At 68.2% G+C, this 26,289-nt stretch carries 18 protein-coding genes; 8 read left to right on the top strand and 10 right to left on the bottom strand.

Annotation, left to right across the window (positions count from 1 at the left end; all coding sequences use genetic code 11):
• Positions 1-336: 336 nt before the first annotated feature.
• Positions 337-2,862, top strand: coding sequence for a P-loop NTPase fold protein (locus MUY22_RS31090; protein ID WP_247050500.1), 2,526 nt, complete (start codon positions 337-339; stop codon positions 2,860-2,862).
• Between the two features lie 20 nt (positions 2,863-2,882).
• Here MUY22_RS31090 and MUY22_RS31085 read toward each other — a convergent pair whose 3' ends face one another.
• Positions 2,883-6,059: a DEAD/DEAH box helicase gene (locus MUY22_RS31085; RefSeq protein ID WP_247050498.1), complete on the bottom strand. Its 3,177-nt coding sequence runs from the start codon at positions 6,057-6,059 to the stop codon at positions 2,883-2,885.
• A 1,378-nt stretch (positions 6,060-7,437) separates the two neighbouring features.
• The gene (locus tag MUY22_RS49640; protein ID WP_305879316.1) at positions 7,438-7,920 is read right to left on the bottom strand and encodes an Lsr2 family protein; all 483 of its coding nucleotides are present in this window, start codon (positions 7,918-7,920) and stop codon (positions 7,438-7,440) included.
• A 768-nt stretch (positions 7,921-8,688) separates the two neighbouring features.
• Here MUY22_RS49640 and MUY22_RS31075 point away from each other — a divergent pair.
• Positions 8,689-8,889, top strand: a complete 201-nt coding sequence (locus MUY22_RS31075) for an AlpA family transcriptional regulator (protein ID WP_247050496.1) — start codon at positions 8,689-8,691, stop codon at positions 8,887-8,889.
• 113 nt (positions 8,890-9,002) lie between these two features.
• Positions 9,003-10,313 carry a site-specific integrase gene (locus tag MUY22_RS31070; protein WP_247050494.1) on the top strand — a complete coding sequence of 437 codons (1,311 nt, stop codon included), beginning with the start codon at positions 9,003-9,005 and terminating at the stop codon, positions 10,311-10,313.
• Positions 10,314-10,367: 54 nt separating this feature from the next.
• On the opposite strand, the gene MUY22_RS31065 is transcribed toward MUY22_RS31070, so the two are convergent.
• A complete protein-coding gene (locus MUY22_RS31065) occupies positions 10,368-10,970 on the bottom strand; it encodes a hypothetical protein (protein WP_371827507.1) in 603 nt (200 codons plus the stop codon).
• A 216-nt stretch (positions 10,971-11,186) separates the two neighbouring features.
• Between MUY22_RS31065 and MUY22_RS31060 the strand changes: the two genes are divergently transcribed.
• A complete protein-coding gene (locus MUY22_RS31060) occupies positions 11,187-11,762 on the top strand; it encodes a dihydrofolate reductase family protein (RefSeq protein WP_247050492.1) in 576 nt (191 codons plus the stop codon).
• Between the two features lie 43 nt (positions 11,763-11,805).
• Entirely contained in the window at positions 11,806-12,432 is a 627-nt protein-coding gene (locus MUY22_RS31055) for an alpha-ketoglutarate-dependent dioxygenase AlkB (RefSeq protein WP_247050490.1), read from the top strand.
• A 467-nt stretch (positions 12,433-12,899) separates the two neighbouring features.
• Here the strand turns inward: MUY22_RS31055 and MUY22_RS31050 are convergent, their stop codons facing one another.
• Both MUY22_RS31050 and MUY22_RS31045 read right to left on the bottom strand, forming a co-directional pair.
• Positions 12,900-14,177: a cytochrome P450 gene (locus MUY22_RS31050; protein WP_247050488.1), complete on the bottom strand. Its 1,278-nt coding sequence runs from the start codon at positions 14,175-14,177 to the stop codon at positions 12,900-12,902.
• 53 nt (positions 14,178-14,230) lie between these two features.
• Positions 14,231-15,892 (bottom strand): peptide-N4-asparagine amidase, encoded by a 1,662-nt coding sequence (locus MUY22_RS31045; RefSeq protein WP_247050485.1) that lies wholly within the window; start codon positions 15,890-15,892, stop codon positions 14,231-14,233.
• Positions 15,893-16,036: 144 nt separating this feature from the next.
• On the opposite strand from MUY22_RS31045, the gene MUY22_RS31040 reads away from it, so the two are divergent.
• Entirely contained in the window at positions 16,037-17,032 is a 996-nt protein-coding gene (locus tag MUY22_RS31040) for a LacI family DNA-binding transcriptional regulator (RefSeq protein WP_247050483.1), read from the top strand.
• 1 nt (position 17,033) lies between these two features.
• On the opposite strand, the gene MUY22_RS31035 is transcribed toward MUY22_RS31040, so the two are convergent.
• The gene (locus MUY22_RS31035; RefSeq protein WP_371827698.1) at positions 17,034-17,711 is read right to left on the bottom strand and encodes a 1-aminocyclopropane-1-carboxylate deaminase/D-cysteine desulfhydrase; all 678 of its coding nucleotides are present in this window, start codon (positions 17,709-17,711) and stop codon (positions 17,034-17,036) included.
• A gap of 228 nt (positions 17,712-17,939) precedes the next feature.
• On the opposite strand from MUY22_RS31035, the gene MUY22_RS31030 reads away from it, so the two are divergent.
• A complete protein-coding gene (locus tag MUY22_RS31030) occupies positions 17,940-19,145 on the top strand; it encodes an MFS transporter (RefSeq protein WP_247050481.1) in 1,206 nt (401 codons plus the stop codon).
• A 102-nt stretch (positions 19,146-19,247) separates the two neighbouring features.
• Here the strand turns inward: MUY22_RS31030 and MUY22_RS31025 are convergent, their stop codons facing one another.
• From MUY22_RS31025 to MUY22_RS31015, 3 genes are read right to left on the bottom strand one after another with little or no spacing between them, the layout of a single operon-like run.
• Complete coding sequence (locus tag MUY22_RS31025) at positions 19,248-20,141, bottom strand: ROK family protein (RefSeq protein ID WP_247050479.1); 894 nt, start codon at positions 20,139-20,141, stop codon at positions 19,248-19,250.
• The gene (locus tag MUY22_RS31020; protein ID WP_247050477.1) at positions 20,138-23,032 is read right to left on the bottom strand and encodes a sugar-binding domain-containing protein; all 2,895 of its coding nucleotides are present in this window, start codon (positions 23,030-23,032) and stop codon (positions 20,138-20,140) included. Before MUY22_RS31020 ends, MUY22_RS31025 begins: the two co-directional genes overlap by 4 nt.
• A complete protein-coding gene (locus MUY22_RS31015; RefSeq protein ID WP_247050475.1) occupies positions 23,029-24,471 on the bottom strand; it encodes an APC family permease in 1,443 nt (480 codons plus the stop codon). Before MUY22_RS31015 ends, MUY22_RS31020 begins: the two co-directional genes overlap by 4 nt.
• Before the next feature lie 147 nt (positions 24,472-24,618).
• Here MUY22_RS31015 and MUY22_RS31010 point away from each other — a divergent pair, with 147 nt between their 5' ends.
• Positions 24,619-25,791 carry an ROK family transcriptional regulator gene (locus MUY22_RS31010; RefSeq protein WP_247050473.1) on the top strand — a complete coding sequence of 391 codons (1,173 nt, stop codon included), beginning with the start codon at positions 24,619-24,621 and terminating at the stop codon, positions 25,789-25,791.
• 184 nt (positions 25,792-25,975) lie between these two features.
• Here MUY22_RS31010 and MUY22_RS31005 read toward each other — a convergent pair whose 3' ends face one another.
• Positions 25,976-26,206, bottom strand: a complete 231-nt coding sequence (locus tag MUY22_RS31005) for a hypothetical protein (RefSeq protein WP_247050471.1) — start codon at positions 26,204-26,206, stop codon at positions 25,976-25,978.
• Positions 26,207-26,289 lie beyond the last annotated feature (83 nt).

The following is a 26,289-nucleotide window of genomic DNA, read 5'->3' as shown; positions in this document are numbered from 1 at the left end:
GGCAAGTCTGGACGGAGGCCTGCCGAGAAACCGAGCAGCTGGTGCGCTCCGAGCAGCGCCACAGAAGGTCACAGCCACTCACAGTGGACGGCCGAGCCAAGAGACGAACGGCCCGACCGAGCCTGTACCGTGCCAAAAGTCGAAGCGAAGGGGGTGAACAGGTGTTTTCCGATCAGCTCAGGCAGCCCGCCGTTGGCGAGATCCCAGACCCGCGCAGCGTCGTCGCTGGCGGTGACGGTGACGGCAACAGGAAGCACATCACCCCCGGCCTTCAGTGTGAAGCGGAGCGTTCGAATCGCGATGTATCAGGTGTCACTCCGACCAGGGAGCACATCAATGGCAGGCAAGCGGACCGCACTCTTGATCTCAGCAGGTGAGTTCACCAGCACAACGATTTCCCCTCTCAAGGGACCCCGAAACGACGTCACCATGCTCGCCGCGGCGCTCGCCGACCCTAACATGGGAAACTTCCAAGTACAGGTCGCCTCAGACCTTCCGCGTCACGAAGTGACAAAGAGGATCAAGCGACTCTTCCACGACGCAAGCCAGGACGACATCGTGGCTCTCTACTTCTCAGGCCATGGCTGGGCAAGCAACGACGGCGATTTGCAACTACTGCTCACCGATACAAATGTAGACGAATTGAATTCCACCTCACTGTCCACAAGCCTCATCGCGGAATCCGCACAAAATTCCCAAGCCCGCCAGGTCGCAATTATTCTCGATTGCGACTACGCTCACACCTTCCCAGATTCTCCCAACACTTTCCCTTCGATTAAAATTGGAGACCAACCCGGAGGCCGAGATCCAGAAATATTTATCCTTTCGTCGACCAAGGAGTCACAACATGCATACGAGTCACTCGACGAAGGATTTCCGGCGGGAGTTTTCACCGTAGCCCTCGTTGAAGGCATCCAGACGGGCGCAGCCGACCTCGACGAGGACGGATTGATCCACCTCGATGAACTCGAAGCGCACATCCGCAACTCGATTTCGCGCCGATTCAGGCAATCACCGCGACTTCGCGCCCCCGGGAAAAGCCGATTTCTCCTGGCCCGTGCACCGACTTGGTCGGTTGAGACGCGTGGATACGGAGACCGACCTCCCACGACAGACTTGCTACGGCGTGGCGCAATGCTCGACACCCTGGTCGAGCTCGTCTCCATCGAAGCAGGCACCTCCGACAGTGATCGCGACGGACCTACGGTGATCGCCCTCGACGGCGCTTGGGGCACCGGTAAGACATCGCTGATCACCCTCATGGAGGAACGCTTGACCCAGCTGCCTCGGTTCACCGAACCAGGCAAGACCGGTCGACACCTCAGCGTGTTCGAGGCAGACCGAGCCCTCAGCGGGCGTCAGACGCGATTGTGGGAACCGGAAATGATCGACCGAGCCGCCCCCTCCGCTCCGCGACCACCGGTAATCACGGCTCGTTTCGAACCTTGGGCCCACCAGACGGACCAGCAGGTTTGGGCCGGCATCGCCAAGACGCTCCTTGATTCGGTGACCACCACCTTGTTGCCGCCCGGCTCGCCGTCATCCGAGCGCTACTGGTTCCAGCGCAACGTCGAACGCGTGGACCGCATGCGCCTTCGCCGCGCCCTGCGCAAGAGTGCTGTTTCACCCCTACTCACCGTCGCAGTGCTAGCCCTGGTGATACCGATCGTCGCGCAGCTGGCCAGGTCGACCGACCAGTACCACCTCGTGGGCTGGATCGAAGTGGTGGGCTCCAACCTCGCGGTGGCCATCGTCGCCGCCGTGTTTCTCGCCGGGATCGTCCACACAGTTCTCAGACTTCGGCTACCGGCCGCCACTTTCCTCCCCTCGGACCTTTTCACCGGACCCATTGTCAGCACCGCGTTCGCACATAACAGCGACACAAGCGACGACGCACTCCACGATCCGTACTACAATGCTCGATCCGGATTCCTGTACCTACTGCAGCACGACGTCTTCGCCCTCCTGCACGATGTCGAAAAGGCGGGCCACACCGTCGTCTTGTTTATCGACGACCTGGACCGATGTTCGCCGAGTACAACAGCCGAGGTTTTCGAGGCGATAAACATCTTCGTCAATCGAACCTACCCGGTCACAAAATTCGTGCTCTGCCTTGACACTTCGACTGTCGCCGACCACCTCGACCACGTTCACTCGACACTTAAGGACAAGGCTCTTCACGGGGATGACCCGAGCCCCGGCTGGAGCTTCATGCGCAAGCTCGTCCAGCTTCCGATACCTATTCCGCCCGCCTCTCCCGAAACGGTTGAGGAGATCCTCGGCGTCCTCCTGCGCAAGCCCGACACCACGGCACCTCAGCGCAGAACCACCGCCGACCGAGCAGACTCGATTGGCGCCACCCCTTCGACCTCGACCACAACTCAGCCGAGCGAGCAGGAACCACGCAGCGACGAGTTGGAGATCTCTACCAACTTCCGGCTCTTGGAGCACAACGAGCAGGTCCGGGCTCGTATTGTTCAGCGCCTGACAGCACAACCTGATCCGTCGATCCGAGAAACGAAGAGAATTCTCACCACGTGGCAGTACTACGTGCGAGTCATGCTCCGCGCCAGAGATCTGCAACACCCGCCGACGATCGAGGATGCACGAGCCCTCGTCGTCCTGGCGGAGATCGTCACGAGGTGGCCTGCGGCGCAACGTGGGCTGAACCGCCGCTTCGATGGCGAGCACGGTCTTCAGCTCCTGGCAGAGACTACAGGCAACAACTGGGAGTGGACCCAGGCACTCCAACGACTCGGTCTACACAACAGCAAATACGCGAACTGCACCAACGGACTCCGCGATCTGCTGCTCCGTTACGACGGTCATCGAGTGGCCGCACTCGCGGCCGAACTGATGTGAACGACCACCGGCACGATTGGTCAGTCAACCGGTGGCAACAGGAGGTCGTCGAGGCTGGGTGCCTCGGCCGTGACCACCTCGGCCCGCCGGGCCCATTCCCGCAGGCCCGCAACCATCAAGGGATGACCGCCGATACGTTCGAGCAGTTCATCATCGTCGGCAGCGAGGATCGCTTCGGGCGTGACAAATCCGCTATCGGCGAGGTCGAGGTACACCTGGCGGGGCAGCTCGGCGCCTGCCACGCGTGCCAGTGGGACGGCGTCCGCGGGGATACCGAGTTCCAGCTGCGTCGCCATGAGCTCGCCGAGCCGGACGAGAACCGGGTCGGCGTCGGGATGAATCTCCCGACTGATCGAGATCACCGTGTCGATCACGTCGCGCACACGTGCTGCGACGGCGCGAACGGGACCGATCACGTCCTTTCCCGGCATGTGCTGCATGAGGGCGGGTTCCAGCTGCGCGGCGAGCGCACCCTGCGTCCAGAGCAAACAGGCCACGGCCTTCTTCGCCCGCCGGGCGGGCAGGCTCGTCTCCGGCTGTGCCATCACGTTGAGCTGTTGCACCGCGGCGGGTGCCGCCCCCTGCCGGCGGAGTGCCGACTCGAATGTACCCAGCTCGGCGCGATGACCGCGGTGATTGACCGGGAACAGTACCTGGTCGACCTCGGCTGTCAGCTGGGCGATGGTGATGAGGGTGGCGCGGTTGACCTGGTCGGGGGTGAGCGACCGCAGTGCACGAGTGACGCTGAGGGCTGAGCGCACGGACAGAGCGCTCCGGGAGACCAGCACCCCGAGCGGCGTCAAGACCAACGCGCCCTGCTCCGTCTCGGCGACGAACGTCTGGTTGCGGAGCTCGTCGAGCACGCCCAATACGGTCGCGGGGTCGAACGGCTCGTCCACGCCCGCCAGCCGGCGCTGGTGGGACGCGAAGCTGTTGGCCAAGACCGAGACGACGTCCTGGATTGTGATGCCGCTGCCGGTTCGACTGGAGGCGACCAGCACGACGCGCAGCACGAGGGTGTCGAGGTCGAGGTTGGCGTGCAGGAGGCTCGAGGTGATGTCTTCCGGGGTGCCGGTGACATAGCGGTTCCACTTGTCGTGCTCGTCGGCGGCACCGTAAGCGAGGACGATCGCCATTCCCGCTTCGGTGAGACCGAGCCGCCCGGCCCGGCCGGCGATATTCTTGTATTCGGCGGTCGTGTACGGCACGGACCGGCGGAGCCCCAGGGGATGGTCGAGCTCGGCGATCACCACCGTCTCGACCGGCAGGTTCAGGCCTTGGGCCAGTGTGGTGGTGGAGGCGATGACACGAATCGGGCTGTCTGGCCTGCGGAACACGTCCTCGATGACTCGCTTTTCGTCGCGCTGCAGGTCAGCGATGTGGAACGCGACGCCGCCTTGCAGACACTGGCGCAGCTCCTGCGAGAGCACGGCCGGGTCTCCAGCGGGCAGCGCCTCAATCGCCTCGGGAGCTGCGGGCAATCCGAGAGCTCCCGACAGGTACCGAGCGCTTCCGCGCGCGGCACCTTTGCTACTGCGGAAGACGATCACCTGCTGGCCGTCGTCGACCAGCTTCCGCACCAGTGGCACAAGGAAGTCCCGAGCACGCCCGGCGTTGTGAAGCGGTAGGAACTGTTCAACGCGTTCTTCACCGTCTTCGAGGGCCCGGAAGACGCCGTTCGGACGGAGGATGCCTTCGACCAGGGCAACGGGCCGTTTCGTCCAACGGACCGGCTGAGACTCGAGCCACGAGTCGAGGCCACCGAAGTCGCCGAGAACGGCGGACAAGCACACCAGTTGCGGAGCGATACCATCGTCGCGGCGCGACTTGATCGCGGTGAGCAGTAGTTCGAGCAGCGGCCCACGGCCGGCATCGACGAGCGTCTGGACCTCGTCGACGACGATCACCGACAGCATCCGGAGGATGTGTGACGACGAGAGCGCGAGACCGGTGAACTTCTCGTAGGTCAGGATCGCGATGTCGAACTGGCCGAGAATGAACTGCGGCAACTGGTCGCTGATCTCCCCAGTGGCACGCACGACCCGGATGCCGAGGTCGCCGTACGTCTTCGTGAAGCGGTCGAACTGCTCGTTCACCAGAGCGCGGGTCGGGAGCAGGAACACCGATCGGCCGCCGCGCCGGGACGCACCCAAGGCGGCCAGCTCACCGAGCATCGTCTTGCCCGACGAAGTCGGCGCGGACACCAAGACGTTCTTGCCCGCGAGCAATCCCGCGTTGTTGATCACTGTCTGCTGGAGCTCGTTCAAACTGGGAAAGGTCTCGGCCCACCGGTCGAGCACCTCGTCGGCGATGCCATGGCCCTTCAAGCTGTCAATGGCCGCCGTCACCGGAGCAGTCGACCGTTCTGGTAACAACTCCAGGAACCGCGGGCCGGGCACGAAGACCGGCCAGGTGGGCGCGCCGTCCAGCTGGCCGCGAAGTGTCGGTTCCTGACGCGCCGCCATGGTGCCCGACGCGGCGGCGATGACCCTCGTAGTGACGTAGGCCAGGAGAGCGTGGATCGGGACGCGGCCGTTCTCTACCAGGCTGTCCTGGCCGAGCAGCGCCTGTAACAGGTGGTAGGTCAACAAACCGTGGCCGAGGACGGGGTCCTCGTAGGCCGGCTGGTCCGCTGTCGACGCGGTCAGGATCAGCCGGCCACGTCCCGCGAGTTGCTCCAGCCGGGCCGCGGTGGACAGCAGAGCGCCACCGGAGACCGACCCACGGGGCTGATACCGGGCGTGCAGCACCTTGGCACCGGCACCGCCAGAGAAGCAGCAGTCCAGAACGACGACCAGCTGGCGGGCCGGGATCGCGGAGACGCGTTCGGTCAGCTCATCCAGCGACAGGCAGGAACCTGCAAAGTCCGCCGGGTCGGCATCGTAGGTGACCAGCTCGTGGGTGTCGGTTCCGTGCCCGGAGAACGTGATCACGACGACGTCATCGGGGCTCGAGGTCCCGGCCAGCACGTCCAGCTCGGTGACGAGCCGATCGCGGGTGGCGTCCTGGTCCAGAAGCCCGACGATGTCGCCACCGAGGTTGTCCTCGAACAGCGCGTGCAGTGCTTCGGCGTCCCGTACCGCAGAGGCCAGGTTCGGGATCTGCGGCGATTCGTACCGGTCCACGCCGACGAACAGGCCACGCAAGCGCGGCACAATCTGTTCCGCCGTCGCGTCTGCCAGTTCGTCCGAGTGCATCGCGAGATTCTCTCATCCGCGTTGACGCGCACACGATCCGGTGAATCCGTGGCCACGGGCGCGGACCGACGGCACGTCTCATCCCTGGCGAAGGCGTGGCTGATCGACTCAGCGACGGTCGAACACCGTACGCATGAGGGCCGCGTATCACGGGTGACTACCTCAGATCACCGCGTGCGGTATCGCCTTTCAGACTTCACCTGGCCCGGCTTCAGGCTGCGCCAACAACCCACGCAGAGGTACATGACACCCGGCTCAGAAAGCCCACAGCGAAGCAGTATCGGACCGCTCCGGCGCCCGACCTGGGCCAGGTTCTCGCGCTACTGCAACCCGTTCGGCTCGCGAACACGGATGCCAGGGAACAGCGCGTGTTACGCGGCTTGGCGCGACACGCGACCAACGACAGGTTCGACAAACTGCCGCCGCAGTGCCGTTCCGCCTGGACGACGTTCCTTCTTTGACCGACCACAACACCACTGGCGGCGAACTACCGCCGGCCATGGTGTTCGTGGCCCAGGTAGCCGACCTCCTCCTGGCGGACCGTGAGACCGCTGCGGAACTAATCGTGCGACGCACGTACTCGCCGGCGCACCAGCTGCCCCGCACTTTCGTAAGGGCACAACGACAACCCGCCACGGGACGAGGTGACAACCTCCGGCGCCGGCCACAGCGCACGCTCCGCCGACCACAACACCAGGCCCGCTGCTGCGGCCAGGACCACTCCCGACGCCACGAGCGACACCCACAACCACCCGCGCACACCCACCTCCGAACACCGTCAAACCCTCAACGCACTCTACCGACTACGAAGCGTGATTGTATGCGTCTACGAGACGGACAAACTGTTTCGCGCCGGTCCTCACTTGCTCAGCAACACGTCCACTCGACGCCGAGAAACTTGGCGGCCCTGGCCGACGGAGCCGGAAGCCAATTGACCTAATCGACGCAAGAACCTCGCGCAGCTGGTCCCCACGTCCGGAGTCGGCAGGGTGATGACGACCGGGACCGGGAACGCCTCGGACGATAAAGACTCGTCAGCCTGAAGAGCCGCTGCCTGTAGATCGTCTCGCGGCAGACGTAGTAGACGCCGCCGGAACCAGGCACTTGCTGTCTATCTCGTTATACGGTTAGGCGGACCATCTTTGGGCCCAGCCGTGCGGAACCTGGCGATACGTCGGCGACCACAACCTGAGGCAACTGCGCCAAAGCTGCCCCACCGAGGAGCAATAGAAGCCCGCGACCTGCAGTGGCGCGCGTTTAGCCTGGTCAAGTCAGGTTTTGCCACTTCCCTGACACGGAAGAACTGAGCGACGGTATCCTGCCCTACAACGGTAGCTATTTCAGCACGACCAGGACTCGGTGACCCAGCAGTCTTTCTTCAGTTCACCTCGCCAGCACAGAGGGACCTGCATACGGCGTTTCGTCTCCGACCAGCGCACGGCCGCTGGAGCCGACACGTTGCTGCCGCACTGCAAGCACACAACTGCCTGTGGCTACTTTGAGTGCTGACCGCCTTCTGCGCGCTATTTCGCCGTCGTACAACTGTCAAAGGCTGCGCAGCGTTCTGCTGCGCCTCGTCAAAGGCAGCGATGACCCCCGATGAGATCCGACCGCGGTCGGCGACTTCGCAGCCGTGCTCTTCAGCCCAGGCCCGGATGGCGCGTGACCGGTCCCGGTCATCCGCCGTACTCGTGACTTTCGGCCGGTCGATGGAGCTTCGAACCTTCCGGCCGCCGATCCGGCGGCCGGACGCGACATATGCGGCGAGTTCCTCACGCAGTGCGGCGGCGTTCTCCTCGGACAGGTCGATCTCGTACGACACACCATCCAGACTGAACGGGATGGCCTCGCCGGCCACCATCTCACACTACATGAAGTCGTTGACCACCGTGCATACGTCGACGCAGATTACCCAATGCCGATATCCGCAATAGAGTCGACCGTCCATTATTTTGTTGACACAGAGGCATTGAAAGTTCTCAGCGACTTCCCGCAAAGGTAACGATATGGCGTCGCCATGTCGCCTGATGGCCGAATAGACGGAGTTGCTATCGAGGCACTGTTCAAAACGACCCAGACGGGCACTTGCTCTCTTGGCGTCCACGACGGTGTCGTGGACGACCCGTATATCGATCAGGCAGTCAGGGGCAGGACATGACGAACTCTTCGCAGCACCGGAGCCAGTCTCGGCCACCGGCAAGGCACGACTCCGCCGACAGCCGCCCGCTGCGACGTCGGCAGGACGACAGCCCGCCCCCCATCGAGGTACTGACGCGCCCGCTCGCACTGTCTTCCGGGTCTGCCGGCGCGTTGCTTCGTCTGCTGCTCAGCGCAGACCGTGAGTACGGGACCAGCTGCCGTCCCGCTTCGGGTCAGGTGGCGGCCTGATGCGATTCGCGTTCTACGGCCGGGCCTCCACCGAGACCAGCAGGACCTGGAGACCCGGCGACGTCCGCTGCACGCCACGAGACCAGCTCGTCATACGCGCAATCTCAAAGCGCATCGCATGGCAGGCGGGGGTACTTCCGGGCAATGCTCGCCGCCGCCGGTCTACCAGGTTCAAAACTCTCGGCAACTGCGATCACGGCCGCGGAGGCCGCCTGACCCACCGGGAAGGGAGGGCACAGCGATGGCCGCGCGAATCCGTGTAGTGGAGCTGGAAGGGCTCTGGGGGCCGGACGAACTGGGGGCGTTCCTCGGGATCTCGGAGAAGACGCTCAAGCACTGGCGGCTCACCGGACATGGCCCGCCGTGGGTGCGGCTTGGCAAGCACGTCCGCTACGCCCCGGCAGCCGTCCGGGCCTGGCTGGCAAGCCTTGAAGCGGCCTGACATCCGCCGTGCGTGAACAGCCCTGGTGCCCCCGCGAACGGCTTCTACGGGGGCACCAGGGCTGTTCACGCCGCACCGAGGTGGTTCGGCTTGGCAGGAGGAAGGAGAGCCGCGTGAAAGGACACGTGGAGGACCGGTGGTGGCGTAAGAAGAAGGTGGGCGGGAAGCTCGTCTACACCGACAGTGGCCGGCCGGTTCGGGAGAAGACGGATCTGTTCGGCAAGGGCGACCGCTACAAGGTCCGGTACTACGACCCCGATGGAAAGGAGAAGTCCAAGTCTTTTCCCGACAAGGAGCTGACCCGCGCAAAGGCGTTCCTCACCAAGATGCAGCACGACGTGCTCTCGCACGAGTACGTCGACCCGAAGGCTGGTGAGTTACCGTTCCGCGCCTACACCCGCGAGTGGCGCAAAGGCCAGTCGACAGACGCATCGACTCGTCAGACGGTCACGAGCCATCTCGACAACGGCATCTTTCCGTCTCTCGGCGACAAGTCGCTGCGAGCCGTCGAGAAGACGGAAACAATCCGTGACTGGCTCGACTGGATGGAGCGCCCGAAGAGTGAAGGTGGACGCGGGTTGGCCGCATCCTATCGAGCCGTCCTGTTCGACATGGTCTCGGCGATCCTCGAAGCCGCGCGGGTCGACCAGAAGATCCGCAGCAATCCGTGCAAGGCGAAGAGCATCAAACGTCCCAAGCCCGAACAGCGGAAGATCGTTCCTTGGAAGGCGCCCCAGGTACACCGGGTGAAGCTCGCCCTGCCCGCTTCGCAACAGGTGGTCGTGCCACTCGGGGCCGGTCTGGGACTGCGGCAGATGGAGATCTTCGGGTTCAGCCCGGACGATGTCGACCGCGAAGCGATGGTGGTCAACATCCAGCGGCAGATCCGGTGGATCGGCAACGTTCCGGTATTCGCTCCTCCGAAGGGCGGGAAGACACGAGTGGTGCCGGTCGGCGCCGGCGTGCTGGAAGAGATCGACGCCCACCTGGACAACTTCGAACCTGTCACGATCACCTTGCCTTGGCTCGAACCCGGCGCACGTCCGGAGACCGCACGACTGCTCATCCGGAAGCCGCAGGTCCTCCGCCGGTTCGGCGCTCGCGCGGCCTACGAGGCGATCAGCGGCCCCGAGTTCAACACCGCCATCTGGAAGCCCGCTTACCGAGCGGCGGAGCTCAACTACATTCCGCGACGAGACGGGATGCACGGCATGCGGCACCTCTATGCCTCGATCGCCTTGGCGTCCGGAGTGTCGGTCAAGGAACTGGCCGAGTACCTCGGTCACCACGACCCGGGCTACACGCTCCGGATCTACACCCACCTGGTCCCGTCGAGTCATCGTCGGGCACGGAAGGCCGCCGACGGGATCTTCAAACCGCGCCACACCGGGGCGGCACGGCTTGAAGATCCCGAGACGGCCTAGCGACGGCCTGACGCGTTCAACAACTATAAAACAGCAGGTCAGACCCTACCTCGCCTACTTGTGCCAGAACTTGACGCCGCTCCACGTCACCGTGATCGGGCCCGCGCCGCTCGAGGTCCGGTAGCTGCCGAACTTGTCGTAGTAGCTGCCGCTCGGGCTCGAGATCGTCTGCTTCAGCGAGCCGTTCAGGTACACCTTGTGCGAGCTGCCCACCTGGTTGATCGTGTTGACCTTCACCGACGTGCCGACGGTCGCGCCGCTGCCCAGCGTCGCCCCGCCCTCCACGGCGTACATCCGGCCGCCCTTCTCGACCGCCAGCAGGAAGTACGGCCCGGAGTCCGAGCCGTCCCGGAAGGTCTGCTTGAGACTGATCCGGGTGCCGGTCATGCTGGTGATCTTGAAGGAGCCCTCGAACTGGTGGGTGCCGCCCGTGTAGGTGTCGTAACGGCGTTCCGCCCGCTGCTCACCGCTGCTGCTGGAGCAGGTGAGCTTGAAGGTGAGCCCGGACGTCGAGCCGCAGCCGACGTTCTGCGTCTTGTAGCCCGGCGAGTCCGAGGTCCACGTACCGCCGCCGACCTGGGCTTCCGCCGTCGGGGCGAGCACCGCCAGCCCCGCCGCGACCGTCACGAGCACTCCCGCACCGCGAAGTCTGCGCACCGTCCAACCTCCTGTGTGACGAGAGGCGGCGGTGACCGGTCACAGGTTCAGACCTTTGCCCGGCTGGGGAAGACTGTACGAGCCGGGGCGGCCCGCGGACAAGACCCACTTCCGCCGGGAAGGGTGCGTCGGAAGTTTCGGGCGCGCCTTGTCGAATCCGGCGTCCGCCGTTCGACACACTGGCAGAAGCAAGATCGGCACACTGAGGAGCACCACATGCGCACCCTGATCTCCACCTCGTTCGTCTCGCTCGACGGCGTCGTCGAAGGACCCGGCGGCGAGCCGGGCTACCGCAACTCGGGCTGGACCTTCAAGGACGTCGAGTTCGACCCCGCCGCCTACGAGATCAAGGGCAGCGAGCAGGAGGAGGCCACCGCCCTGCTGCTGGGCCGGGTCAGCTACCAGGCGTTCGCGCCGGTGTGGCCGGGGATGACCGTCGAGTTCGCCGGCTACAACGCGATGCCGAAGTACGTCGTGTCGACCACGCTGCAGGAGTCCGACCTGGTGACGAACTGGGGCGAGACGACCATCCTCCGCTCGCTGGCCGACGTCGCCGCGCTCAAGGAGACCGAGGGCGGGCCGATCATCGTCAACGGCAGCGCCGCGCTGAACCAGGCGCTGGCCGACGCCGGCCTGATCGACCGCTACCACCTGCTGGTGTTCCCGGTCCTGCTCGGCGCGGGCAAGCGGCTGTTCAGCGGGACCGACAAGGACAAGCAGAACCTGAAGCTGGTCAGCAGCGAGGCCTACGGCAACGGCGTCCAGAAGCTCGTCTACGACGTCGCGCACTGAGATTCACTAGAACAGGTGTTCGATCTTGGTGTAAGGTGAGGTCATGAACCCGGGTCTCCAGTCTTCACTGTTCGGCACCCAGGGCTCGATTTCGCTGCGCCCGCTCGCCCCGGAGCGGACCGACCTCGGGGCGGGCGCGTGGGTGGACATCCAGCCCGGCTGGCTCGAGGGTGCCGACGAGCTCTTCGCCGCGCTCGTCGAAGGCGTGCCGTGGCAGGCCGAGAAGCGCAAGATGTACGACCGGGTCGTCGCCGTGCCGCGGCTGCTGAGCTACTACCGCGAGAACGTGCCGCTCCCCCACCCCGCGCTCACCGCGGCGCGGGACGCACTGAGCAAGCACTACCTGCGCGAGCTGCGGGAGCCGTTCCGCACGTCGGGCTTGTGTTACTACCGCGACGGCCGGGACAGCGTGGCGTGGCACGGCGACCGCATCGGCCGCGGCGCCCGCGAGGACACGATGATCGCAATCCTCTCGGTCGGCGCGGCCCGCACCCTGGCACTACGCCCACGCGGAGGCGGCGGCAAGACCCTGGCCCGCCCACTGGGCCACGGCGACCTCCTGGTGATGGGCGGCAGCTGCCAGCGCACGTGGGAGCACTCGATCCCGAAGACGGCCAAGCCGGTCGGCCCGCGGATCAGCGTGCAGTTCCGGCCGCGCGGGGTGAACTGACGGGTCCTGTCGGCCCCCTGCCACCCCGGGGGCAGGCCGTCGTGGGGATCGCGACGCGCGCCTTGCTCGGGTGGGCGAGGCCGAGCGGGGCCGATGCTCTTACGGAGGCGAGGTTTCTCCGGGTTCGCGGATCGCTCTGCATGGTGTCGCGCGACCAGGCCTCCGCGGCGACCTGACCGTGCGCCATGACCTGATCGCTCCGCGCAGTGCAGTGCAGCGAAGCGCTCTCGGGTTCGTGATCTGGGCGGGCGGTGCGGGACCCTCGATCGTTTCCGCCATGACCGGTCACCGCGCCTTCCGACTTGCCGGACGTCGCCGCTGTGCTGTCGGGCCGCGCGTTCCACGACTTCGGCTTCGACTCGCCGGCCACGGTCGCTCCCCGCAACCGCCTCACCACGACGATCGGGTTAGGGCAACTGGACCTGACGCGGCGACCGGCGCGATCCACAAAGGACGGCCGGACCGCGTCAGTCGACCAGGACCGGGAGTTCGTCCAGGCCGTACACAATGGACACCTTGCGGAACGCCAGCTCCTCGGCCGGCACGGCCAGGCGCAGGTTCGGGAACCGGCGCACCAGTGCGGGGTACGCCGTGCGCAGCTCCATCCTGGCCAGCTCGGCGCCGATGCAGCGGTGGATGCCGTAGCTGAACGCCAGGTGCGACGTCGGCTCGCGGGTGGCGTCGAACTTCTCCATGTCCGGGCCCAGCTTCGGGTCGCGGTCCGCGACCGACAGCGACACCAGCACGATGTCGCCCTCGGCGATGTGGACGCCGCCGATCTCCATGTCCTGCTTGGCGAACCGCGGGAACGCCATCTGGACGACCGTCAGGTAGCGCAGCAGCTCCTCGACGAAACGGTGCACGGACTCGTCGTCGCCGCGGACGGCGTCGAACGCCTTCTCGTCGCGCAGCAGCACCAGCGCACCGAGGGCGAGCATGCTCGCCGTGGTCTCCAGGCCGCCGGTGAGCACGCCGTCGGCGAGGCCGGCCAGCTCGCGGTCGGAGATCTCGTCGCCGTGCTCCTTGATCAGCATGCCGAGCAGGCCGTCGCCGGGCTCTTCGCGCTGCTTCTTCACGATGTCGAGCAGGTAGGTCAGCGACTCCGTCATCGCGCCGAGCGACGCGCTGGCGCCGCCGAAGAGGTCGAAACGGGCGGTGCTCAGCCGCTGGAAGTCCTCGCGGTCCTCGTAGGACACGCCGAGCAGCTCGCAGATGGTGAGCGACGGGATCGGCAGCGCGAACGCCTGCCACAGGTCGACCGGGCCGTCGGTGGCGGCCATCGCGTCGAGCTGCTCGGCGACGATCTCGTCGATGCGCGGGGTCAGCCTGCCCAGCCGGCGCATGGTGAACTCGGGCGTGAGCAGCTTGCGCAGCCGGGTGTGCACCGGCGGGTCCGCGAACCCGAGGCCGCCCGGGTTCTGGTCCTCGGTCACCCCGGCGCTGCCCACCAGGTTGGTGAAGTCGCTGGAGAACCCGGTCACCTTGCCGAGGACGGCCTTCGCCTCGTCGTACCCCGTGACCAGCCAGGCGTTCATCCCGAACGGCAGGTCGAGCTTGCTGATCGGGGCCTCGGCCCGGGTCGCGGCCAGCTCGGCGACCGGGTCGAGACCCTCGCGCTTGAGCGGCAGCAGCGCCGAATCCGGCAGGAAGGACGACATCTTCTCGAGGTCGAAGCCCTTTTTCGACTGCCGCGCGAGGTAGCGTCGGCCGACCCAGCCCAGGACCCGTGAGCGGAGACTCCCCATGTCTCCGACAGTACCCCACTAGCCCGATCGGGTGAGCGGCAGCGAGACGGGGTTCACCTTCGCGGCGGTAGCTCCCGGTTTTCGGTGATCAGCCCGTGCTCACTCGCGATGTAGTGGAGGTACGGCCGGCCCGCGTCGTCGGCCCCGGTGTAGAGCGTCCGCGACTTCCCGTCCGCTTCGGTGTTGACGCCGTTCGTGCGCGCCAGCACGCCGGACGCGGACAGCCACTCCCGCGACGCCCGCACCGGGCGCCACGACCGGCCGTCGCCGGTCAGGTCGCCGAGGATCTTGGTCATCTCGGCGGCGCCGGAGATCCGCAGGTTCTGGTCGTCGGTGATGTTCGCGGTGGCGTCGGTGGTCAGCGGGTAGGACCAGGTGTGCCGGTCCGCCGTCCGCACCCGGCCGTCCACAGTGGACGTCGAGGTCTGCTGGCCCGCGTCGGCCTGGACGACGTGCTGGGTGAAGCCGCCGCCGGTGACGTCGTCGCTGTTGCGGTAGTCACGGGTGCGCTCGACGCGGGTGTAGACGCGCCCCGCCGACGTGTCGACGTAGCCCGCGGTGACGTCGTGGCGCTTCGCCGTGACCGTCGCGTTGACGCCGCCGGCGATGTCCTTCACCGTCGTCTGCCGGACCGGCGCCGCCGCGACGTCGTCCTGGGTGAGCGCGCCGGACGTCCGCGCGGCGTGGTCGTCGGTGTAGAGCAGCAGGGTGGGCACGACCGTCCACTCGCCGCCGATGTCCGGCACGGTGAACGACAGGTCGTGCGCGCCGCCGTCGACGAGCTTGCCCACGAACGGCGTCACGTCGTACGTCTCGGCGTGCAGGCTGAACGTGTCGATCGCCACGATCGGCCGCCACAGCTGCGGGACGATGCCACCGGAGTAGATGTGCGGGAAGGTGAACGCCGAGCCGGCGGCCGTCCCGTCGATCGCGAAGTTCGCCTCGCGGTAGGGCCCGTGGCCGCACATCCCGGCGGCCGGGTACTTCGCCGAGACCTCGTCCGGGACGTCGTCGAACCACTGCTCGTCGCAGGCGTGACCTTCGAGCGTCACCTCGAGCTGCGCACGGGTGATGTTGCGCGGCAGGTCCTTCGCCGTGAAGTGGACGGTCGGCGCCGCGGGGGTCGCGTCGGCGTGGCCCATCCCGGCGACGTGGTCGGCGACGTCGGGAGCCGGGTGCAACCGGTCGGCGCGGTAGTAGGTGAGTGTCACGGTCTGGGCGTAGACGCCGGTGTAGACGTCGGAGGTGAAGTTCTCGATGCCGCCGCGGAAGGGCTGCGGGGTGCGCAGCAGCGCTGCGTACGGCGTGAGGTCCTTGTCGAAGTGGTAGGTGATCGGCCGGTTGCCCTCGCCGCTGGGTTCTTCGGTGGTCCCCCACCAGACCTCGGCGTCGCCGATCTTCAGGTCGCCGATCCGGTCGTACTGCCGCCCGCTGACGGTGACGGTCTGGTCCATGACGACCTTCGCCCACGGCCCGGCACACGCCTTCGGCGGTGTGAGGGTGCCTTGGTAGAACTGCGAGGTGCCGTCGGCGGCGTTGGAGCGGAAGGCGTCGGCGAGCGTGACGGTGCAGTGCTGCGTGTCCGGCCGCGTCACCGCGGGCGCCGCCAGCACGGGATCGTCGGTGTCGTGTTCGAGAACGGGGTCGGCCGAGGCGACCGCCCCCGACACCCCGGTCATCAGCACCAGCGACAGGACGATCGTGAAGATCCGCACCCGGACTCCTCCCAGTGGCAGGAACGCGAGACGAATCCTAGTACCGCGATCATGCGACGAACGGTGGGAAATGACCGGGGTGAGACATTCGCTGAAACGTTTCATCCGCGTGCTAGGCTGACCCTTTCTCAGCGAGGGGGTGCGGTGGTCGGCATCAAGGACGTCGCCAGGCAGGCGGGCGTCTCGATCGGCACGGTGTCCAATGTGGTCAACCGGCCGCACGTGGTCGCGACCGCCACCCGCAACCGGGTGCTCTCGGTCATCGAAGAGCTCGGCTACGTCCGCGACGAGTCCGCGCGGCAGCTGCGCGCCGGCAGCAGCCGGATCATGGGGCTGCTGGTGCTGGACCTCGGAAACCCGTTCTTCGTCGACGTAGCCCGCGGCGCCGAGCAGGCCGCGCACGCCGAAGGCCTCAACATCATCACCTGCAACAGCGGGCAGCGCTCCGACCTCGAAGCGTCGTACCTGGCGATGTTCGCCGAGCAGCGGGTCCGCGGGGTGCTGCTGAGCCCGGTCGGGGCGACGAGCGAGGCGCTGCACGCGTTCCGGCGCAGTGGCACGCCGTACGTCTTCGTCGACCGCAAGGCCCCGACGTCCGAAGCGAGTTCGGTGGCGGTGGACGACATCGCCGGCGGCGCGCTCGGCGCCCGGCACCTGCTGGAGACCGGCCACGAGCGGATCGCGTTCGTCAACGGCCCGGCCATCCTCGCCCAGTGCCGCGACCGCGAGCAGGGCGTCCACTCGGTGCTGGGGAGCTCGGCGGCGGAGCTGACGGTGCTGGAGGGGCTCGGCCTGGACGTCGCATCGGGGCGCGACGCGGGTTCCCGGCTGCTCGGCATGAGTCCCCGGCCGACGGCGGTGTTCTGCGCCAACGACTTGCTCGCGCTGGGCGTGCTGCAGGCGATGGTGGGCGCGGGCGTGCGCGTCCCGGAGGAGATGGCGATCGTCGGCTACGACGACATCGAGTTCGCGGGCGCGGCGGCGGTCCCGCTGACGTCGGTCCGGCAGCCGGCGCAACGGCTCGGGCGCACCGCGGCGGAGCTGCTGCTGGCCGAGACGGCGGACACGAAGACGGAACGCCAGGCCGTGGTGTTCACCCCGGAGCTGGTCGTCCGCGAGTCGACCCGGGTGCGCCGCTGACCTACCCGGCGACGACGGCCACGATCGTCGTCCCGGGCGCGAAGCCGCCACGGCGGATCCGCTCCAAGAGGCCGTACATCATCTTCGCTTCGTAGACCCAGTTGAGCCGAAGGCCGTGCCGGGCCTCGAAACCGTCGATGAACGCGTCGAGGTCCGGGGTGCGGCGGGCGAAGCCGCCGAAGGCGAAGTCCGCGTCGATCGACCAGTCCCCGCGACGGCCCCCGTACGTCTCGGTCTGCAGGCGCGTGACGTCGGCGTCGAGGAAGCCGCCTTTGAGCGCGGAGAAGCCGAGGGCGCGCTGCCCGGGTGCGAGGGCGGCGGCGATCCCGGCCAGCGTCGCGCCGGTGCCGCACGAGCAGGCGACGACGTCGAACGGGACGTCGATCTCGGCGACCAGCTCCGCGCAGCCGCGCACGCCCGCCGGGTTCGCGCCGCCTTCCGGGATGAGGAAGAACTCGCCCCACTCGCGGCGTAGGGCGGGAAGCGCCTCGGTCTTCGCGCGGTACGCCGTGCGGTCGAGATAGGTCAGCGCCATGCCGTGGGCGACGGCCGCGCGCAGGACGTCGTTGAGCGGCCGGTGCTCCTCGCCGCGCACGACGCCGACCGTCTCGAAGCCGAAGTGGTGCCCGGCGGCGGCCGTGGCGAGCAGGTGGTTGGAGTAGGCGCCGCCGAACGTCAGCAGCCTCTTCGCGCCCGCCGCGTCGCGGAGGTTGTGCTTGAGCTTGCGCCACTTGTTGCCGGGCAGCTCGGGGGTGGATCAGGTCGTCGCGCTTGAGGAAGACGCGCACGCCGAGGCCGGGTTCGGCCAGCTCGACCAGCGGCGACGGCACCTGGAGCTGATCCACGCTGATCACCCTAGAGCGTAAATCGCTTGGGCTGGGCTCGATCGTTAGGCAAGGTAACGATCATGACCAGCAGATGGGTGCGGCTGCAGGCCGTCGCGGTGTCCGGTTCGGCCTGTGAGGGACTCCTGCTGGCGGCGCTGCCCCTGCTGGCCGTGTCGATCACCACCGATCCGCGCGAGGTGTCGCTGGTCAACGTCTTCGGGCAGGCGCCGTGGCTGCTGTTGTCGCTGTTCGCCGGGGTGCTCATCGACCGCGTGCGGCGGACGACCGTGCTCGCCTGGGCGTACGCCGTGCAGGTCGGGACCGCGCTGGTGCTGGGCGCGATCACCACGGCCGGGGCGCTGACGCTGCCCGCGCTGCTCGTCATCGCGTTCGTCATCACCTCCGCGCAGGTGCTCGGCGACGGCGCGAGCGGCGCGCTCGTGCCCGAACTGGTCGCGCCGGACCGGCTGGCCCACGCCAACGCGCGGCTGACGGTGATCGACCGGGGCGTGGTGCAGTTCATCGTGCCGCCGGCGACCGGGTTCCTGATCGCCGTCGGCACCGGGGCCCCCGCGTGGCTGGCCGCCGCGTTCGCGCTGGTCGCGCTGGTGCTGGCGCGGCGGATCCCGTCCGAGTCGATCGTCGCCGCGCGGACGCACCCGCTGCGTGACCTCTCGGCCGGGCTCACCCACCTGGTCCGGACGCCGCTGCTGCGGTCGATCACGATCAACGTCGCGCTGGGCTCGTTCGCCGCGAGCGCGAGCAGTTCCATGCTGGTGCTGTACGCGACGCAGATCCTGCACGTCGGCTCGGTCGGGTACGGCCTGCTGCTGGCGTGTCTCGCGGTCGGCTGGGTGCTGTCGTCGTTCGTGGTGCAGCGGATCGTCGACCGGCTCGGCTACTCGTGGTCGATGCGGCTCGCGCAGGGCCTGGGCGCGGTGTCGCCGCTGCTGCTGGCCGTGCTGCCGCCGTGGCCGCCGCTGATCGGGGCGGTGCTGGTCTTCATGACCTCGACGGTGCTGGTCTGGAACGTCTGTTCGCAGTCGAGCCGCCAGCGTTTCACGCCGGCCCCGCTGCTGGGCCGGGTGCTGACGAGCCACCGCGCGCTGGCCTGGGGCCTGACGCCGCTGGGCGCGTTGACCGGCGGTTTGGTCGCGGCCCACTGGAGCCTGCGCGGGGTGTGGGTGATGGTCGCGGCGATCCAGGCGGTGAGCGCGGTCCTCGTGTGGTTCCAGCTGTCGCCGGAAGCCTTCCGCCGCACCGAACTGGCCGCCGCCGAAGCCTGACGCCGCATGCCGGCCCGGAAGGTCTGCCGTGGCCGGCGAGCACGATCAGGGGTTGATACCGGGTGGCGTGCCGGGTCGGGGCACCGGCACGCCACCCGGTCGTTACTGATCCCCCAGGGCCAGGGCGATCGCGCCCAGCAGTGCCGCGTCCTGGTCGAAGCGGGCCGCCACCAGTTCCGGGGGGAACGGGACCGCGGACGCGAGCCGGGACGCCAGTGCCGGCAACAGCACGTCGGCCGAGCGGACCAGGCCGCCGCCCACCGCGATGCGCTGGGGGTCCAGGGCCAGCGCGAGGTTGGCCACGTGCATCGACAGCTCGTCGAGCGCCGCGGTCACCAGTTCCTTGGCCTCGGCGTTCTCCTCGGCGAGGGCGAACAGCTCGCCCGCGGTGACCGGGCGGCCGAGCAGACTGCTCGCCCGGCCGCCCAGCCCACGCCCACCGACGGCTTCTTCCAGCGGCGCCGCTCCGCTGGCGAAACCCTCGGTGTCCTGCGGTGAGAGCAGGTTGTACCCGATCTCACCCGCAGCTCCGTTGGCGCCGGTCAGCAACCGGCCGCCGACCAGTACCGCCGCGGCGATACCGGTGCCCAGCGAGAGGAACACGGCCGGATCGGTCCCGGCCAGCGCGCCCCACCGCCATTCCGCGAGTGCCGCCGCCTTCGCGTCGGTCCCGACCGAGATCGGCACGTCCGGGAACTCCGCCGCCACCAGTTCCGCCAGGTGCAGCTGCTCCCAGCCCGGCACGTTCGGCGCGAGCAGGATCCGGTCCGGCAGCACGATCCCCGGACTGACGACGCCGATCGCGACAGGTACGGCGCCCGCCTCGGTCAGGAGCGAACGAGCCCCGGCGAGCGCCCGCACGACCACCTGATCGGCTCCCGCCTGCGCGTCGGTGTCCAGCCGGCACGTGGCCAGCAGGTCCCCGTCGCCGTCGGCGAGCCCCAGCGCCACTTTCGTGCCGCCGAAGTCGATCCCGAGAATCCGTTCCCTTGTCACTCCCTGGTCCCCTCGATCTGCGGCGGCACCGCCGCGTCCCCGTGGTGGCCGTGCCCGCCGGCCGCCCCCACCACGATCCGGCCGGTGTTGAACCCGTCGACGCTGATCACCGGCGCGGCGCCACGCAGGTCCGACGCCTTGTAGGTGACGGTCAGCGTCTGCGACTGGCCCGGCCACAGCGTGATGTCGTTGTCGTCCCAGGTCGCGGCCGCGAGCTGGTTGTCACCGCCGGCCTCGTGCCCGTCCGGCGTGCCGCGGCGGACGTCGGCCCGCAGGAAGAACCCGACCGCCGGGGTCTTCGACGTGTTGGTGACGGTGACCGTGGTGACGGTGTCGTCGCCGTCCGGCCCGCGTCCCGGCTTCGTCGAGGCGACGGCACTGACCTGCGACTTCGGCAGGTCCTGCAGCGCCTGCAGGTTGCTGTACTGCGACAGCGTGGCCTGCGGGTTGCCGAGCGTCTTGCCCCAGTCGACGACGTCCTTCTGCGTGGAGAGCCAGTAGACGTTCCGGTCGACGACCTTGCCGCCCTGCTTCACCTGCAGCTCGACGAAGTACACCTTCGCGGGAGCCGGCGCCTTCGTCTCGGCGGGCACCTTCGGCTTGAGGACGCCGGTCTTGACGCCCTGCGAGCCCAGCGAGAGCCCGGACGCCGTCTGGTCGTCCAGCACCTTGCCCGCGGTGTCGAGCACACGAGCCTGCACCGACAGCCCGGACTGCGTACCGGCGCCCAGGTTGTCCAGGGTGACGGACCCGTTGTCGTAGCCGTAGATCGCGTGCAGCGGCTTGTTGGCCTTCTTGGCGCCGAAGAACGCGCCGGCCTGGTCGCCGTCGTCGTTGTAGAGCGACCACAGCAGCGTCGGCCAGCCCTTGTTCAGCTGCCAGTAGACGACGCCGGTGGCCGGGTTGTCCTTGTCCGTCGAGTGGTGCAGGAAGGACTCGAACTGCGAGCGGGTGTTCTCGTAGTTCGCGATGTTCGCCAGGTCCACATAGGACTTGAGCGAGTTCCACTTGCCGTACCGCTGGGTGATCGACTGGTCCAGCGTGTACAGCGTGCCGAACGCGTAGCCGCCGTGGCCGGGCTCGAAGTTGGCGTGGTACTGGTTGTACGCCGGGTCCTGCCACAGCTTCGCCTGCTCGGTCGGCGACAGGAACCGCTTGATCGAGTCGAGCGTCGGCACGGTGTGCCCGGCGCTCTGCTCGCTCGCGAAGCCCCACGAGCCGCCCGCGTTGGTCCGCGACGAGTCGTCCGCGTCGAAGTGCGACGTGTCGTACCAGTACGACGGCGGGACCCAGTCGTACGGGCCTTCCTTCTCCCCCGAGTTGCCCAGCGTCGGCGTGCTCTTGTACTCCGCCGAGGCGATCACCGGCACCTGGAAGTCGGCCTCCTTGAACGCCTTGAGCGTCTCGCTCTCCTGGCGCGGCACCGGCTCGTTGTCGCTCCAGCCGTAGTTGAAGACGCTCGGGTGGCTCCGCTCCATCTGCCCGATCGTGTAGGCCGAGTCGTGCATGATCCGGTAGTCGCGCTCGGTCAGCGTCGAGGCGTCCTCGGGCTGCCAGGCGTCACAGCAGATGAACCCGCCGATCACGAGCAGCCCGGCGCGGTCGGCCTGGTCGTAGAAGTCCTGCGGCATGTCGTGGCCCTCGAGCCGGACGCCGGACAGGCCCATGTTCTTGATCAGCGCGATCTGGTGGGCGGTATCGGCCTTGTCGTAGCGCAGGAAGAGGTCCGGGGCGAAGCCGCCGCCGCGGAACACGAAGTCCTTGCCGTTGACGGCGAACTGGCGCGCGCCCTCGGGCAGCGGCACCGACTTCCCGACCAGCCGCGAGGTCACCGTGCGGATGCCGAAGGTGCTCTTCGACGACGTCGACAGCGTCCCGTTCTGCGAGACCGCGGTGGTCAGCGTGTACAGCGGCTGGTCACCCATCGAGTACGGCCACCACACGCGCGGCTTGCTGATCTTCACCGGCGCGAACGTCACGGTCCGCTTGGTGTTGGCCGGGATCGTCGCGCGCTGCTTGACGACGATCGGCGCGCCCGAGGGCGGCGTGATCGTCGCGGCGACGTCCCCGGTCTGCGCGGTGGCCGCGTTGTTGGTGACGTCGACCTTCACCGTCAGCGAGGAGCTGGACAGGTCGGCCGCGTTGGCCTGCACGACGTGGGCGTTGTCGCCGGTGAGCGCGTCGGACACCTGCAGGGTCGGCGGGAACTGGATGCCGGTGTTGTTGTCCGGCGGGATCTGGCCCCAGTCGACCTGGTCGAGGGTGTACATCTTCGACGGGTCGTTCGGGTAGACCTTGATCGCCAGGGTGTTCTTGCCCGGCTTCACCAGCTTCGAGACGTCGAAGGTGTGCCCGGCGTACGCGCCGCTCACGATGTCCTTCGACGCCACCAGCTTGCCGTTCACCCAGACGTCGCCCTCGCCGACGATGCCCGGGATGGTCAGCTTCGCGCTCTGGCCGGCGTGGAAGTCCGGGGTGAAGTCGGTGCGGTACCACCACGGGTCGGAGAACGGCTTGGTGACGACGGGGCCGACCGAGGTGACGTACCCGAAGCACTTGCGCATGTTGTCCGAGACGAAGACGTCCGGGCACTTGCCGTTCTGCACCAGCGCGTTGATCTCGGTGCCGGGCGCGCCGGCGTCGTCCGGGCGCACCGGCAGCCAGCCGCGGGTGGCGTACCCGGGCGTGGAGACCTTGTCCCCGCCGTCCTTGACGCTCGCGGTGGTCAGCACCTGCCAGCCCTGCGCGCCGAGCGTGCTCAAGCCGTGCGGCCTGGCCGTTTCCTGCTGGGCGGGTTCTTGAGCGGCGGCCGGCGCGGCCACGCTCAGCACCCCGGGCACCAGGAGCAGCGCCGTGACGGCGGCGATCCTGGCCTTGGGCGACTTCGTCATGCGTGAGCCCCTTCGGTGTCGGCGAACGCTTCCTTGATCTCCTTGGGCCCGAACGGCCACGTCTTCTCGGTCTTCGCGTAGATCAGGTAGGCGATCCCGCCGAGGACGAGCCAGCCCACGGACAGCCCGATCGACAGCCAGGTCGCGGAGATGTAGATGTAGACCCAGCCGACGAGCGCGAGCAACGTCGGGAACGGGTAGAGCCACTGGCGGTACGGCCGCTTCAGGTCCGGCTGCCGGCGGCGCAGCACGACGATCGCGGCGACCTGGGCCAGCGACTGGATGATCACCAGAGTGGCGACCGCCGCGTTGATCACGTCGGTCAGGGTGAACAGCGAGCCGACGATCGTGATGGCGCCCATGGTGAGCACGCCCGCGGTCGGCAGGTTCAGCTTCGGGTGCAGCTTGGCGAAGACCGACAGGAACACCTTGTCGCGCGCGGCTTCGAACGGCACGCGCGAGCCGCCGAGCAGGCCGGCGAACACCGAGCCGACGGCCGCGATCACGATGAAGACCGTCACGATCTTCGCCGTGGTGGTGCCCCAGGCCTGTTCGAGCACGGTGGAGGCGACCGACGTCGCGTTCTTCAGCTCCTCCAGCGGGATCGAGCCGAGCACGCCGACCTGCAGCAGGAAGTAGAGGGCCATGATGCCCACGATCGAGAAGATGATCGACCGCGGGAGCGTCCGGCCCGGCGTGCGGACCTCGCCGCCGAGGTAGGCGCTGGTGTTGTAGCCGAGGTAGTCGTAGATGGCGATGATCAGGCCGGCGCCGAGGCCGCCCCAGAACGTGCCGTCGCCGGCGGAGCTGAACGCGCCCGGCGTGAACGCGAACGCCTGCGAAGCGCTGAAGTGCGTCGCGGCCGCGACGATCGTGGTGAGCACCGCGATCAGCATGACCACGAACAACACCGTGGTCAGCTTGCCGATCTGGCCGATCTTGCGGAACAGCGCCAGCACGATGAGCAGCGTGACGCCGATGCCGATGATCTTGCCCAGCGCGGTGACCCCGCCGTCGTCGGTGACGCCCGGGATCAGGTAGCCGAGGTACTGGACCAGCCCGATGATGCCGGTCGACATGATCAGCGGGATGAACAGCACCGCGCTCCAGACGAACAGGAACGGCATCAGCCGCCCGGTGCGGTACTGGAACGCTTCGCGCAGGTAGATGTAGGTGCCGCCGGCGCCCGGCATGGAAGCGCCGAGTTCGGCCCAGATGAGCCCGTCGGCCAGTGCGACGATCGCCCCGATGACCCAGCCGAACATCGCCTGCGGGCCGCCCATCGTCGCGACCATGGCGGGGATCGTGACGAACGGGCCGATACCGCACATCTGGGTCATGTTGATCGCGGTGGCCTGCAGCGGGCCGATCTTGCGCTCAAGGGCGGGCTGCGGGGAAACCGCGGCCCCGGAGTCCCCTGAACGAGTGGGTGAACTCACGACATGCCTCCGTCCGATAGTTAGTAAAGTTTCTTAACATAAAACGTGCGGGGTCGAAAGAGGTCCGTGGGTAAACTTGCGGCAACGCAGACAGGAGATGGGGACTTGGTGGGCCAAAACGGGCCGCAGGTGGGGACTCCGGCCAGCATGCGGGCGCTGAACCAGCGTCTCGTGCTGGAAAGGCTTCGCGCGCACGGGGAAGCGACGCGACCACAGATCGCGGCCGACACCGGGCTGTCGAAACCGACCGTGGGGCAAGCCCTGCTCGACCTCGAACAACACGGCCTGGTCCGGGCGACCGGGCGCAGCCTGGCCGGCCCCGGGCGGGCCGCCGTCGTCTACCAGGCCGCGCCGGACGCGGGTCACGTCGTCGGCGTCGACATCGGGCGGCGCGTCATCCGCGTCGCCGTCGCGGACCTGGACGGCAGCATCGTCGCGCGGCTCGACGAGCCCAACCGGTGCCGCTCGGCGAGCGCCCTGGTGCGCACGGTGAGCGAAGCCGTCGAACGCGCCGTCGCGTCGGCCGGGCTGGACCCGCACGAGGTCGTCTCGACCGTCGTCGGCACCCCCGGCGTCCCGGACCCGGCCACCGGGACGGTGCACCGCGCGCCCAACCTGCCGGGCTGGGAGCGGCGCGGGCTGCTGCACGAGCTCGTCGCCGGGCTGGCCGGGGCGGGCTCGGACGTCGTCGTCGAGAACGACGCGAACCTGTGCGCGGTCGGCGAGCACGCGCTCGGGGCCGCGCTCGGCGTCGACGTGCTGGTGTGCCTGACCGTCGGCACCGGCATCGGGATGGGGCTGCTGGTGGACGGCAAGCTGTTCCGCGGCGCGAACGGCGCGGCGGGCGAGATCGCCGACCTGCCGTTCGGTCCGCTGCCCACCGGCGCCGACGCCGGCCGGCCCGGCCCGGTGGAGTCCGCGGCGGCGGGCCAGGCCGTGGTCGACGCGGCCCACGAGCACGGGCTCACGAAAGCGCGGTCGGCGAAGGACGTCTTCCGGCTGGCCCGCGCGGGCGACGAGCGCGCCGTGCGGGTGGTCGAGGACGAGGCGGAGAAGCTCGCGTACGTGGTTTCGGCGGTGACGGCGGTGCTGGACCCGCGCCTGATCGTGCTGGGCGGCGGCATCGGCGGCAACGCCGACCTGCTGGCCGGACCGATGCGGCGGTCACTGGCCGCGACGATCCCGGTGGTCCCGGAGATCGTGGCCGGGCAGCTGGGCGAGGACGCGGTCCTGGCGGGCGCGATCGCGACGGCGCTGGGCACAGCCCGGGACCTGGTGTTCGACCGGCGAGGCCTGCGGCGCGCGGCGGGCGAGGCCTAGTGTCGCGTGTCTGAGGTTCGTTGACGGGTCCGGGCGTTTGAGGCCGGGACGCTCCCAGAAGCATCGCGGCCCGGCCGGGGACGTGAGCTTCAGGGGCGACCCTGGTCTGGCCTCCTGGCTGTCAGGGGACTTGCGACGCGCGACACCAGCGGCCACACAGCCGGGTGTCCACTTCGGACCGGCGTCAGTCCGAGCGGCCGCGCAGGGTCAGCACCACGCGCAGCACGTGCTCGACCGCCGCCGGGAACGCGGCCCCGCGCAGCTCGCCGCGATCGGCCAGGTTCCGGGACGCGAACTCCAGCTCGCGCTCCGGGCCGCCACGCCGCACCACGAGCGCGGCCAGCTCCTCGAGGTCGAGGTCCGGGTGGTCGAGCCGCGTCAAGGCGAACTCGACGATCAGTTCCTCCTGCGTCACGTCCGCCTCCTTCCGCTGCTTCCAGCGTACCCGCGCCGCGCGGCGCGGTAGGGCCGTCCGGCCCGGAATGATCAGGCCGTCCG

The sequence above is a fragment of the Amycolatopsis sp. WQ 127309 genome, from assembly GCF_023023025.1.
Classification (GTDB): domain Bacteria; phylum Actinomycetota; class Actinomycetes; order Mycobacteriales; family Pseudonocardiaceae; genus Amycolatopsis.
Note: the sequence above shows the minus strand (reverse complement) of the source record. Positions and strands in the feature narration are given on the sequence as shown.